This window comes from Mesorhizobium sp. P3_A9 (assembly GCF_056402975.1).
The window spans coordinates 1-12428 of the sequence record NZ_JBFUGJ010000171.1; the positions used below are offsets into that span (position 1 = coordinate 1).

General features: G+C 62.2%; 10 protein-coding genes and 1 pseudogene. 7 read left to right on the top strand and 4 right to left on the bottom strand.

The features are described from left to right. The first annotated feature begins 237 nt into the window (after positions 1 to 237). Positions 238 to 618 (top strand): response regulator, encoded by a 381-nt coding sequence (locus AC1DX0_RS21360; protein ID WP_477223993.1) that lies wholly within the window; start codon positions 238 to 240, stop codon positions 616 to 618. Between the two features lie 11 nt (positions 619 to 629). On the opposite strand, the gene AC1DX0_RS21365 is transcribed toward AC1DX0_RS21360, so the two are convergent. Then, positions 630 to 1346 carry an HAD family hydrolase gene (locus tag AC1DX0_RS21365; protein ID WP_477223994.1) on the bottom strand — a complete coding sequence of 239 codons (717 nt, stop codon included), beginning with the start codon at positions 1344 to 1346 and terminating at the stop codon, positions 630 to 632. A 142-nt stretch (positions 1347 to 1488) separates the two neighbouring features. Here AC1DX0_RS21365 and AC1DX0_RS21370 point away from each other — a divergent pair, with 142 nt between their 5' ends. The 3 genes from AC1DX0_RS21370 (at position 1489) to AC1DX0_RS21380 (ending at position 5553) form a co-directional block, all read left to right on the top strand. Beyond that, entirely contained in the window at positions 1489 to 2925 is a 1437-nt protein-coding gene (locus AC1DX0_RS21370; protein WP_477356758.1) for a glutamine synthetase family protein, read from the top strand. A gap of 91 nt (positions 2926 to 3016) precedes the next feature. Continuing rightward, positions 3017 to 4303: an NAD(P)/FAD-dependent oxidoreductase gene (locus AC1DX0_RS21375; RefSeq protein ID WP_477223996.1), complete on the top strand. Its 1287-nt coding sequence runs from the start codon at positions 3017 to 3019 to the stop codon at positions 4301 to 4303. A gap of 380 nt (positions 4304 to 4683) precedes the next feature. Next, positions 4684 to 5553 (top strand): SH3 domain-containing protein, encoded by an 870-nt coding sequence (locus AC1DX0_RS21380; protein WP_477224042.1) that lies wholly within the window; start codon positions 4684 to 4686, stop codon positions 5551 to 5553. Positions 5554 to 5583: 30 nt separating this feature from the next. Here AC1DX0_RS21380 and AC1DX0_RS21385 read toward each other — a convergent pair whose 3' ends face one another. Further along, a complete protein-coding gene (locus tag AC1DX0_RS21385; protein ID WP_477223997.1) occupies positions 5584 to 6870 on the bottom strand; it encodes a Mur ligase family protein in 1287 nt (428 codons plus the stop codon). An 87-nt stretch (positions 6871 to 6957) separates the two neighbouring features. Continuing rightward, the gene (locus AC1DX0_RS21390) at positions 6958 to 7704 is read right to left on the bottom strand and encodes an SDR family oxidoreductase (protein ID WP_477224043.1); all 747 of its coding nucleotides are present in this window, start codon (positions 7702 to 7704) and stop codon (positions 6958 to 6960) included. Between the two features lie 309 nt (positions 7705 to 8013). Between AC1DX0_RS21390 and zwf the strand changes: the two genes are divergently transcribed. From zwf to edd, 3 genes are all read left to right on the top strand, one after another. Further along, positions 8014 to 9483, top strand: coding sequence for a glucose-6-phosphate dehydrogenase (gene zwf, locus AC1DX0_RS21395; RefSeq protein WP_477356760.1), 1470 nt, complete (start codon positions 8014 to 8016; stop codon positions 9481 to 9483). After that, positions 9465 to 10181, top strand: a complete 717-nt coding sequence (pgl, locus tag AC1DX0_RS21400; RefSeq protein WP_477223998.1) for a 6-phosphogluconolactonase — start codon at positions 9465 to 9467, stop codon at positions 10179 to 10181. Before zwf ends, pgl begins: the two co-directional genes overlap by 19 nt. A 73-nt stretch (positions 10182 to 10254) precedes the next feature. After that, positions 10255 to 12078: a phosphogluconate dehydratase gene (gene edd / locus AC1DX0_RS21405; RefSeq protein WP_477223999.1), complete on the top strand. Its 1824-nt coding sequence runs from the start codon at positions 10255 to 10257 to the stop codon at positions 12076 to 12078. Positions 12079 to 12145: 67 nt separating this feature from the next. Here the strand turns inward: edd and AC1DX0_RS21410 are convergent. Continuing rightward, positions 12146 to 12428 (bottom strand): annotated as a pseudogene (locus AC1DX0_RS21410) (vWA domain-containing protein); the annotation flags it as partial.

The following is a 12428-nucleotide window of genomic DNA, read 5'->3' on the forward strand; positions in this document are numbered from 1 at the left end:
ACCAATTCGTGGACAGGGCAGTACAGTACTGTTGCTTGACTCCACTGTCGGATGAGGTGTTTCCAAGGGCCTTTTATTTCAACTTGACATGGGGGGCGATCTCACGCCAATTGTCGGCCAGATTCAACTCTGCATTGAAATAGGGGCGAGCTTCTTGGCCGACTTGGGTGCCCAGTGAGTAGCGAGGGCGAGACCGCAAAACATCCGAATCTGGTGACCCAGGATTCAAGCGCCGAGATGACCCGCAGTCCCTCGCAAGTGCTTGTGGTCGGGAAATCGCCGATCAATCGCGTGGTGGTGTCGAAGATCGTCGAGCGATCCGGGCTCAGGCCGATCTCGGAATCGCCCGATATGGCGGCGAAAACCTTGCGGACGCTGGTGCCAGGCGTGATTGTGCTGGACGGCGGCGCAGACAACAAGGACTGCGACAATCTGATGTCCGGCATCGAAACGTTGCGGCGGGCTTCGGGCAAATCGCTTCCTCCCGTCATCCTGCTTTCGACCAAGACCGGCACGCCGGAGAGCCTCGGCCTGTCGAGCGTGATTGACGTCGTGGTTGCCAAGCCGATCACGCCCGAGCGGCTGCAACCAGTGATCGATCGCCTGATCAGCCGCTAGCCAAAACACGATCAATCTAGCCTGGCGATGTTTTGCACCAGTTCGGGCAATTGCCCGAGATCGGATATCTGGCGGAACCGCGGTTCCGCGACCGGCGCCTCGACATGCTCGAGCACCCAGGTCAGCTCGTGCGGCACATGGACACCCCAGCCACCGGCTTCGATGGCCGGCACCACGTCCGACTTCAGCGAATTGCCGACCATCATGCTCTTTGCCGGACCGTCACCGTGGCGGCTGAAGAGCCTGGCATAGGTCGCGGCATTCTTGTCGCTGACGATCTCGACCGCATCGAACAGGTCGCCAAGGCCGGAGCCGGCCAGCTTGCGCTCCTGGTCGAAGAGGTCGCCCTTGGTGATCAGCACAAGGCGGTATGCGCCAGCGAGCTTTTCCACCGTCTCACGCACATGCGGCAGGACCTCGATCGGATGGCTCAGCATCTCGCGGCCGGCGTCGAGAATCTCCGCTATGACCGAGGCCGGCACCCGCCCGTCTGTGACCTCGATGGCTGTTTCGATCATCGACAAGGTAAATCCCTTGATGCCGAAGCCATATACGGCAAGGTTGCGCCGTTCGGCCTCGAGCAGTCGCGCCGAAATCTGTTTCTCCTCGCGATGGTCGGCAAGCATGGCAGCGAAGCGCTTCTCCGTCATGCGGAAGAACTGTTCGTTCTGCCACAGCGTGTCGTCGGCATCGAAGCCGATGGTCGTCAGTTCGTTGTTGTTTCGCATCGATATCTTCCGGTTGGGAGCCGCCCGAACCTAAGCCGACCGGYGCGATTTTCAACCTCGGCGGCAAATGCCGGCAGCGGCTCCCCTTCCCTTCCACAGCGGCGAACGGCTATACTCCRAAATCCGCAACCCAATCTGGTGAATGATGCCGCCTGCAAAAAAGGAAGTCCGTCCGTCGAGCCGCGGAGGACGGGCGCGCACGCCTGCCTTCGTGAAAAACCTGCGCGGTGTGAAGAACTGGAAGGAAGTCAGCGAATGGCTGCAATGGCGCGGCATCGAGGACATCGAATGCATTACGCCTGATCAGGCCGGCGTGGCGCGCGGCAAGATGATGCCGTCGAAGAAATTCACCTCCAACACCTCGCTGGCACTGCCTTCGGCCGTCTTCATGACGACGATTTCCGGCGGCTACCCCGAAGACGGCAATGGCTTCCACTATCCGGAAGACGACGGCGACCTCAAGCTGATGCCGGATTTGTCGACGCTGACGGTGGTGCCCTGGGAAGAAGACCCCACGGCCGCGGTCATTTGCGACCTCGTCCACCAGGATGGCCGCTCGGTCGAATTCACGCCGCGCAATGTGTTGAAGCGCGTGSTTGCCGCYTAYGACAAGCTTGGACTGAAGCCGGTGGTGGCACCCGAGATCGAATTCTACTTGGTGCGCAAGAACCCGGACCCCGACTATCCGCTCACCCCGCCCGTCGGCCGCTCGGGGCGCGCAATCGGCGGCGGCGCCGGCTATTCGATCGCCGGCGTCAACGAATTCGACGAGCTGATCGACGACATCTACCATTTCTCCGAAAGCCAGGGCCTGGAGATCGACACGCTCATCCATGAAGAGGGCGCCGGCCAGCTCGAGATCAATCTGCGCCATGGCGACCCGATCGAACTCGCCGACCAGGTGTTCATGTTCAAGCGGACCATCCGCGAGGCGGCGCTGAAGCACGAAATCTACGCGACCTTCATGGCCAAGCCGATCCAGGGCCAGCCGGGTTCGGCCATGCATATCCATCAGTCGATCGTCGACAAGAAAACAGGCAGGAACATATTCTCGGCCGAGGACGGCTCGGAGACCGAGGAGTTCTTCCATTTCATCGGCGGCATGCAGAAGCATGTGCCGAACGCGCTGGTGATGTTCGCGCCCTACGTCAATTCCTACCGCCGGCTGACACAGGCGGCCTCGGCTCCGGTCAACAACAAGTGGGGCTATGATAACCGCACCACGGCGTTCCGCGTGCCGCGTTCGGATCCCGCGGCGCGGCGCGTCGAAAACCGCATCCCGTCCTCCGACGCCAATCCCTATCTGGCGCTGGCGGCCTCGCTTGCCTGCGGRYTGATCGGCATSACCAACAAGMTCAAGGCCGAGCCTCCKGTGCTGACSACMGCCAAYGCSSACGAGATCGACCTGCCGCGCRGCCTGCTCGAAGCCGTCGACCTGTTCGAGGGCGACGAGGARCTCTGCGCGCTGCTSGGCAAGTCSTTYGCYGCSACCTAYGCGGCRATCAAGCGGGCGGAATTCGAGACMTTCATGGAAGTGATCAGTCCGTGGGAGCGGGAATATTTGTTGCTCAACGTTTGAAGAGGCGAATAGCGAATAGAAACAATATTGGTTCTTCCCTATTCTCTACTTCTTCTACCCCTTCCAAAACTCCCTCGAGTCTTCRCCCGTCATGCCCTACCAATCTCCCATTTCTCCCGGCCGTTCCTGGTATGAGGATACGGCCGGGCCAAGACCTGAGTACCCGGCGCTTGACGGCGATCGGTCTTGCGACGTTGTCATCATTGGTGGCGGCTTCACCGGTCTGTCGGCGGCGACGCATCTGGCCAAGGCTGGAACGAATGTCGTTCTGATCGAGGCGTACCGTTTCGGCGACGGCGCTTCCGGGCGCAATGGCGGGCAACTTGGCACCGGCCAGCGCGCCTGGGCCGAGGACCTGGAAGCGGAATACGGTCTGTCCCGCGCCAAGGCGCTGTTCGATCTCGCTGAGGAGGCGAAGGCGCATCTCATCGAATTCGCCGCCATCAACCAGATCGATATCGACTATATGCCGGGCCAACTTTCGGTCGCGCACAAGCCGCGCTATGTCGACGACTACAAGGCCCATGCCGAGATCATGGCCAGCCGTTTTTCCTATCCGCACATCTCCTTCATGGACGCGAAGGAGACGGCGGAGCGATTGGGTTCGACCGCCTATTTCGGCGGCACGCGCGACACCGGCACCGGCCACATCCATCCCATGAAGCTGGTGATCGGCACGGCGCGGGTGGCGGCGCAGGCCGGTGCCCAGCTGTTCGAAGGGACGCCATCGACGGGCATCATTTCAGCAGGCGGCAAAGTCAAGGTTTCGACGCCAAGAGGTACGGTGACGGCCCAAAAGTGCCTGATCGCGGTCAATGCCTATGGTGGTACGCTCGAGCCGGTGAGTGCGGCGCACATCATGCCGATCGGCTCGTTCATCGGTGCGACGGTGCCTTTGGGGACAGATTCAAAAGTGCTACCCGGCGGCGAGGCCGTCGATGATTCCCGCTTCGTCGTGCGCTATTTCCGCAAGTCGAGGGACGGCCGGTTGCTGTTCGGCGGACGCGAGGTTTATGGCGTCAATGACCCCAAGGACATCCACATCCATATCCGCCGCCAGATCGTGGAACTCTATCCGGCATTGAAGGATGTCGAGATCACCCATGGCTGGGGCGGCTATGTCGGCATCACCGTGCCGAGAAAACCCTTCGTGCGCGAAGTGATGCCCAATGTGATCTCGGCCGGCGGCTATTCCGGCCATGGCGTCATGCTGTCGAACTTCTTCGGCAAGCTCTATGCCGAGACCGTTGCCGGCAATCGCGACAGGCTGAAGCTGATCGAGGACCTGAAAATTCCGCCCTTCCCCGGCGGTCGACGCTTTCGCACGCCGCTGCTTTTCCTGGCACTGAACTGGTTCGCGCTACGGGACAGAATCTAGTGCATGTCGCCCAAAAATGGCTCCCGGTTTGGGAGAACGACATGCATGAAAACAAGGCATGAAGCGCGCCGCCTGAATCCGTTTCAACACGACGCGCCTCAGGTCGGATCAGATCGCCATCACGATCTCATGTAATATTGTAATATTCATTGTAACATTTGTTGCCCTAGCGGCACATTGCGGAAATCCCGTCAAAGGTGCAGAATCCCTTGTTACGGCGTACTGATGCCACAATCGCGGGCGAAAGGTTCCCGCTTCTGGGCGATTATTCGGGGATTGCTGCGGGCTTGTCCGCGTTGATTTTGGGACCGATGCCGATCAGACGCCGGACTTCCGGCAGCGATCGAAAGAACACCGGCCCGCTTATGGAGGTGGCAAGAGTGAGAGAGCCCTTCAGTTTCGGTGCGCCGGAACGTCGGCGCTTTGCCATGCAGTTTGGATACGACATGCGGCCSTCYTTCTGGCAGGAAGTCCGTTCGAACTCGCATCTGGTGATTGCCGCGGTCGGCACCGCCGCGCTGCTCGGCGTGGCCGCGGTGGCGCTCTGGCTGGCATTGCCAACGAGCGAGCGCCAGGCCGCCGCCAGCCAGGAACAAAGCATTCCGACCATTCCAGTGAAGACAATGAAGATCGTCCCTGCCGGAACCACGGTGGCCGCGGCGACCGTGCCGCAGCCGGCCCGCAAGTCCGACCAGGTTTCACCGACCGTGGCGGCAGCGAAAGCAAACATACAAGCGCTCGCGGCCAATGACCCTCGCTGGACCGGGGCGCAGCCGAAGACCGCTTCCGCGGCCCCTGATGCCGATCAAGCAGCAGCCCCCGGCCAAGTGGCCAACCAGGCGCCGGACAAACCGGCTACCACGGCGGCATTCGCACAATCGGCGACCGATACCGATGCCACCACCGAACTTGCCAAGGTTGCCGCCCCGGCGCCCGTGGCAGGCAGCAAGCCGGATGGCGCGCAGACCGCGGCCATCCCCGAGGTGCAGCCGCAAGCACCGGAACAAAAACCCGCAAATGCACAAGACGACAATGCCAAAGCGAAGCCGCGAAAGGTTGCGGCAGCGGGCAGCGGCCGTATCCTCAGGGCTGTGACCATGCGCAGTGCCCCGAAGAAAGGGGCTACCCCCATCGGTACAGTGCCTGCCCGGACTTCAGTGCAACTGATGGGCTGCAAGCAGTGGTGCGAGATCGTCTACAACGGCAAGCACGGCTGGATCTACAAGAGCTACATCAAGCCCGGCGCCTGAGGCTTTTCCGCAACCTGTTCGATACAGAACTCATCGGCTGAAGAGCCGCCGGAAACGTTGCAGGCGGCGCGCCGATTTGCGTTGCCTTACAAACTCCCGATGTTGTTCGAAGGGGACTTCATAGAGGCCGCACTGCTGGCATCCTTCGGTTTTGCCGCATACCGGAACCCAGCATCGAACATCGTGAGTCCAGGCAAGCGGGACACGTTCCAGATGAAGATTGGAAGAACTCTTCAACAGGATCAATTCGCCCGGTACTGCTGTCCGCCTGATGTGATCCGAGACCTCTTTCGGCGTGCGCAATTCGACGAAGCGGCCAGTGTCGCGATCGGCCTGGCTGGCCTTTGAGCGATGCGCATGCTCGCCGACATAAATCACCTGGTTCGCGATCTCACGCACGCTTTTATAGGCGCGGGCATACTTTGCGTTCGAATCGGTAAAGTCCGACAGCTGGCCAAGCACGATCCGCTTTTTGTTAAAGGTGGATTTCGCCATCATACTCAAGGCAAGGGGTAGCGAATGCCAAGGCGCCTTGACGGAGTCGACGATGAAGTGCGGCCCGCCCTCGGGGATGATCACCTGGCACCGGTTTTCCACGGGCTCAAACGTTTCGATCCTGTCCTTGACGGTTTGCGAAGGCACTCCAAGTTCGAGGGCCGTGGCCGCAGCGGCGACCGTCGGCAGCCAGAAATGCTCGCCTGGGAATGGAGTTTTGAGGTCGAGCGTGCCACCGCGCCAGTGTAACTTGAAGCTGAGCATGCGAGGGTACCCCGCACTGACCTCGGTGACACGGTAGTCGGCCGATACTGACTCGCCGAATGTGACGAAGCGTTGCCCCTTGCCCGGTGCCATCGCCAGCACATTGGGATCATCGGCATTGAGGACGGCGAAGCCGCCCGGCTCCAGAGCCTCGACGAGCGCGCCTTTTTCGTCAGCGACATTCTCCAAGGTTCTGAAACTGGAGACATGCTCAAGCCGGACCATTGTGACGACAGCGACATGCGGCCGCAACATTTCCGCTAACGGCTTGATGGAATTGACCGCCGACGCTGACACCTCAACGACGACGTAGTTTACGCCGCCGATCCGGCGCGAAAGCATCCTCGACAACATCTCCAGCGAATGGAAAAGAAGTTGAACATGAACCGGGTCATGGCCGGCCAATATGTGCCCAAGCAGCGCCGTGACGGTCGATTTGCCGGAGCTACCGGTTATGCCGATGAAGGTCGCTTTGCTTTTCGAGCGGGCGCGCTTTGCCCTGTAAGCCATGAGGCGCTGCCTCAGGCTTTCGCGAATTTTCCGCAGTTTCGCATTCATTGCGCCGCCAGATTTCCCAAGCCCCGCAGCTTATGCCTTCTCGTGGATGATCAAGTCAAACGACAGCCATGCGTAGCGCCGATCAGCTCAGATGCAGCGGCCGCCGTCGACTTCCAGCGCCACGCCGGTGATGAAGGCGGCTTCATCCGATGCCAGCCAGAGTGCTGCATTGGCGATATCGAGCGGCGTCGAAAGCCGGCCGAGCGGGATCGAGGCGCGGAATGTCTCGCGAATCTCGGGCGTGTCGGCGCCCATGAATTTCTCCAGCATGCCGGTTTCGCCGGCGACCGGGCAGAGGCAGTTGACGCGGATGTTCTTCGGCGCGAGTTCCACCGCCATCGACTTCGTGGCGGTGATCGCCCAGCCTTTCGAGGCGTTGTACCAGGTGAGGCCGGGCCGTGGCCTGAGCCCGGCGGTGGAGGCAGTGGTCAGGATGACGCCGCCGCCTTGCCGCTCCATGATCGGCACCACGGCAAGGGCCGAATGATAGATCGCCTTCATGTTGATCGCGGTGATCAGGTCGAAAGTCTCCTCGTCGACCTTCAGCATGTCGCCGTTGCGATGGGTGAAACCGGCATTGTTGACCATGATGTCGATACGGCCGAAGGCGCTTTTTGCGGCATAGACCATCTCGTCGAATTCGGAGCGCAGCGAAACATCCGTCTGCGTCCAGATCGCCGCCTCACCGATTTCATTCGCGACACGCTCGGCGCCCTTGGCGTTGAGATCGGCGACAACCACCCTGGCGCCCTCTTCGGCAAAACGCTTGGCCATGCCTTCGCCGAACCCGGATGCCGCACCGGTGATGATGGCGACCTTGTTTTCCAGACGCATGCTTTTCCCGCTCATTGATGTCTTCCCGGAACCAACAAGGCGGCTGGCCGCCGTGGCTCATGCCACGACAGACAACGCGCCATTTCTCCCTTAGCTTTCGTCACATTCACGTTCTATGCTGCAACTGCGAAAGCTTCCGGAGTCTTCGTTCACCGACAAGCCTCCGGCAAGCGCCAGTGTCAAGCGCACAGGTGGACCCAATCAATATCCAGCGATTGGGCCTCGATGTGACACCRTGGCACTGGAAAATTTAAATCGATTAGAWTATATCAGCCGCGTACTCGYGASCGGCGTCAAAGCGGACAGACCATGACCAGCCAGATCATCCCCGTCGACCCTTTCGACTTCATCATTTTCGGCGGCACCGGCGACCTGTCGGAACGCAAGCTTCTGCCATCACTCTACTATCGCCAGCGCGACCATCAATTCTCCGAGCCGACACGCATCATCGGCACGTCGCGCTCGAAGATGAGCGACCAGGAATTCCAGGCCTTCGCCAGCCAGGCGATCTCAGACCACGTCAAGCCGGCCGATATCGACGCCAAGGAGTTGAAGACCTTCCTGGCGCGGCTTTCCTACGTCTCGGCCGATGCGACGACCGGCGCCGGCTTCGACAAGCTCAAGAAGGCGATCGGCGAGAGCGAGAGCATCCGCGCCTTCTACCTSGCSGTGGCGCCGGCGCTGTTCGGCGATATCTCGCACAAGCTCAAAGAGCACAAGCTGATCACACCGAACTCGCGCATCGTGCTTGAGAAGCCGATCGGCCGCGACCTTGCCTCGGCGCGAGCGCTCAACGATCTGGTCGGCGACGATTTCCACGAAAGCCAGATCTTCCGCATCGACCACTATCTCGGCAAGGAGACGGTGCAGAACCTGATGGCGCTGCGCTTTGCCAATGCGCTCTACGAGCCGCTGTGGAACTCCGCCCATATCGACCACGTGCAGATCACGGTCGCCGAGACCGTGGGCCTGGAAGACCGCGTCACCTATTACGACAAGGCCGGCGCGCTGCGCGACATGGTGCAGAACCACATGCTGCAGCTGCTCTGCCTCGTCGCCATGGAGGCACCGTCGTCGATGGACGCCGACGCCGTGCGCGACGAGAAGCTGAAGGTGCTGCGGGCGCTGAAGCGYATCAACGGCAACGAGGCGCCGAAGCAMACSGTGCGYGGCCARTACCGCGCCGGMGCYTCGGCCGGCGGRCCRGTGAAAGGCTATGTCGAGGARCTCGGCAAGGASAGCARCACCGAGACYTTYGTCGCCATCAAGGCCGAGATCGGCAMMTGGCGCTGGKCGGGCGTKCCGTTCTACCTMAGGACAGGCAAGCGGCTGGCGACAAGGGTTTCGGAAATCGTCATCGAGTTCAAGCCGATCCCGCATTCGATCTTCGGCGACAGCGCCGGGCCGATCTTCGCCAACCAGCTGGTCATCCGGTTGCAGCCGGACGAAGGCGTCAAGCAGTTCATCATGATCAAGGATCCGGGCCCGGGCGGCATGCGGCTGCGGCAGATCTCGCTCGACATGAGCTTCGCGCAATCCTTCGACGGCCGCGCGCCCGACGCCTATGAGCGGCTGATCATGGATGTCATTCGCGGCAACCAGACGCTGTTCATGCGCCGTGACGAGGTCGAGGCGGCGTGGAAATGGATCGACCCGATCCAGAACGCTTGGGAAGGCGCCAAGCAGGAAGCACAGGGCTATACGGCCGGCACATGGGGGCCGTCGGCCTCGATAGCGCTGATCGAACGTGACGGGCGGACATGGCACGAGAGCAATTGACCAGCGCCAGCTACAACTGGAACGGCTTCGACGGGCGCCAGGAGTTGGCGGCCGCCCTTGCCGGCCATGTCGCCGGCCGCCTGACCAAGGCAATCGCCGAACGCGGCACGGGGCTGCTCGCCGTCTCCGGCGGCACCACGCCGGCAAGATTCTTCGCCGCCCTTTCAGCGATACCGATCGCCTGGGACAGAGTGATCGTGACGCTGGTCGACGAACGTTTCGTGCCGGCCTCCTCGCCGCGCTCCAATGCCGGGCTGGTTGCCGCAAATCTGTTGCAGAACGCGGCCAAGGCGGCACGCTTCGTGCCGCTCTACCATGAGGCATCAGGCATCGAGGATGCGGCGGCATCCGATGATGCCGCATTGCGGTCCTTGCCCTGGCCGCTCGATGTCGTGGTGCTCGGCATGGGACCGGACGGCCACACCGCCTCGTTCTTTCCCGATGCCGACGATCTGGCAAAACTGCTCGACCCGGCCTCGGACAGGATCATCCTGCCGGTTCATGCGGCAAGTGCTGGCGAACCGCGGCTGACCCTGACGCTGGCGCGCATCGTCGATGCCGGCTTCATCGCGCTGCACATAGAGGGCGAGGACAAGCGCACCGCCTTTGACGGTGCGGTCGCGCCCGGGCCGCGAAAGCCGATCCGCGCCGTGCTCGACGCTGTCCGCAGGCCCGTAGAGGTTTTCTGGGCACCCTGATTTATAGATTTACCGTGGTCCCGGCAACGGCGGGAGGATGTTTCCGGGACCTCACCTGAAAGGACCGACCGCCATGACMGCMAGACGCGACATCGAAGCCATCACCGAGCGCATTCGCCAACGCTCGAAGGCAGGGCGTGAACGCTATCTCGGCCGCATCGCCGAGGCATCGAACCAGACCGCCAACCGGTCGGTGCTGTCCTGCGGCAACCTCGCTCATGGCTTTGCGGTGTGCAGCCCCTCGGAAAAGCTGGCGCTCGGCGCCGACAAGGTGCCCAATCTCGGCATCATCACATCCTACAACGACATGCTGTCGGCGCATCAGCCCTTCGAAACCTACCCTGCCCTGATCAAGGAGGCCGCACGCGAGGCCGGCGGCATCGCCCAGGTGGCCGGTGGCGTGCCGGCGATGTGCGATGGCGTCACGCAGGGCCAGCCCGGCATGGAACTGTCGCTGTTTTCGCGCGACGTGATCGCCATGTCGGCAGCGATCGGCCTGTCGCACAACATGTTCGACGCCGCCGTCTATCTCGGCGTSTGCGACAAGATCGTGCCSGGGCTGGTGATCGCGGCGCTCACCTTCGGCCATCTGCCGGCTGTGTTCATTCCGGCCGGACCGATGACGACCGGCCTGCCCAACGACGAAAAGGCCAAGGTCCGGCAGCTCTATGCCGAAGGCAAGGCGGGTCGTGCCGAACTTCTGGAAGCCGAGTCCAAATCCTATCATGGGCCGGGCACCTGCACCTTCTACGGCACGGCGAATTCCAACCAGATGCTGATGGAGATCATGGGCCTGCACACGCCGGGCGCCTCCTTCGTCAATCCCGGCACGCCGTTGCGTGAGGCGCTGACTCGCGAAGCGACGAAGCGGGCGCTGGCGATCACCGCGCTCGGCAATGCCTATACGCCGGTCGGGCGCATGATCGACGAGCGTTCGATCGTCAACGGCGTCGTCGGCCTTCACGCCACCGGCGGCTCGACCAACCACACCATCCATCTGATCGCCATGGCGGCGGCGGCCGGCATCGCCATYACGTGGCAGGATATCTCAGATCTCTCAGAAGCGGTGCCGCTGTTGGCGCGCGTCTACCCGAACGGCCTTGCCGACGTGAACCATTTCCATGCCGCCGGCGGGCTCGGCTTCCTGATCCGCGAACTGCTCGATGAGGGCATCCTGCACGAGGATGTACAGACGGTGTGGGGCGAAGGCCTACGGCCCTATGCGGTCGAGGCAAAGCTCGGCGCCGACGGCTCCGTGGTGCGCGAAGCTTCACCGCAGGCAAGCGGCGACGAAAAGGTGCTGGCGCCGTTCAACAAGGCATTTCAGGCGACGGGCGGCCTTAAGGTGCTGGCTGGCAATCTCGGCCATGCCGTCATCAAGACCTCGGCCGTCAAACCGGAACGGCGCCTCATCGAGGCGCCGGCCAAGGTGTTCGACAGCCAGCAGGGCCTGAACGACGCGTTCAAGGCGGGCACGCTCACCGGCGATTTCATCGCCGTCATCCGCTTCCAGGGTCCGAAGGCCAACGGCATGCCGGAACTGCACAAGCTGACGACCGTGCTCGGCATCCTGCAGGATCGCGGCCAGCGCGTCGCGCTGGTCACCGACGGGCGCATGTCGGGCGCCTCCGGCAAGGTGCCGGCGGCAATCCATGTGACGCCGGAAGCGGTCGAGGACGGGCCGATCGCCAGGATTCAYGACGGCGACATCATCCGCCTCGACGCCGATGCCGGCACGCTGGAAGTGCTGGTGCCGGGGACGGAGTTCGCGTTGCGCCGCACCGCGGAAGTCGATCTCATCGGCAATGAATTCGGCTTCGGCCGCGAGCTTTTCGCCGGGTTCCGGCAGTTGGTCGGCCGCGCCGACCACGGCGCCAGCGCTTTCGGAACGGCTTGATCGTCTTCTGGATTTTCAAATAAAAAAGGGCGGCCTTGAGCCGCCCTTTTGCTTGTCCGGCTGGGTGCTACTCGACTTTGAGCTCACTGCGCTCGCCGGCCTTGACCGTGAAGGGCGTCTCCTTGTCGGCCTTGTCGGTGGTGAAATTGGTCACGAGCACGTAGTCGCCCGCTGCCAGCGTGGTCTGCATCTTCTCTCCATAGGCGTAGGTCACCTGCTTGCGCTCGCCCTGGATGTTCTTCTTGGCCTCGAAGATCTTGAAGCCGTCCGCGCCTGGCGCGTCGACCGCCAGGACGCCCGCGTTCAGCGTCACGTTGACATCGGTCATCTGCCCGACCGTGACACTGCTG

Bases quoted from the DNA above. Each gene is read 5' to 3' on its own strand.
- AC1DX0_RS21360 (WP_477223993.1), top strand. From the start codon at position 238: ATGACCCGCAGTCCCTCGCAAGTGCTTGTGGTCGGGAAATCGCCGATC.
- AC1DX0_RS21365 (WP_477223994.1), bottom strand. From the start codon at position 1,346: ATGCGAAACAACAACGAACTGACGACCATCGGCTTCGATGCCGACGAC.
- AC1DX0_RS21375 (WP_477223996.1), top strand. From the start codon at position 3,017: ATGCCCTACCAATCTCCCATTTCTCCCGGCCGTTCCTGGTATGAGGAT.
- AC1DX0_RS21385 (WP_477223997.1), bottom strand. From the start codon at position 6,870: ATGAATGCGAAACTGCGGAAAATTCGCGAAAGCCTGAGGCAGCGCCTC.
- AC1DX0_RS21390 (WP_477224043.1), bottom strand. From the start codon at position 7,704: ATGCGTCTGGAAAACAAGGTCGCCATCATCACCGGTGCGGCATCCGGG.
- pgl (WP_477223998.1), top strand. From the start codon at position 9,465: ATGGCACGAGAGCAATTGACCAGCGCCAGCTACAACTGGAACGGCTTC.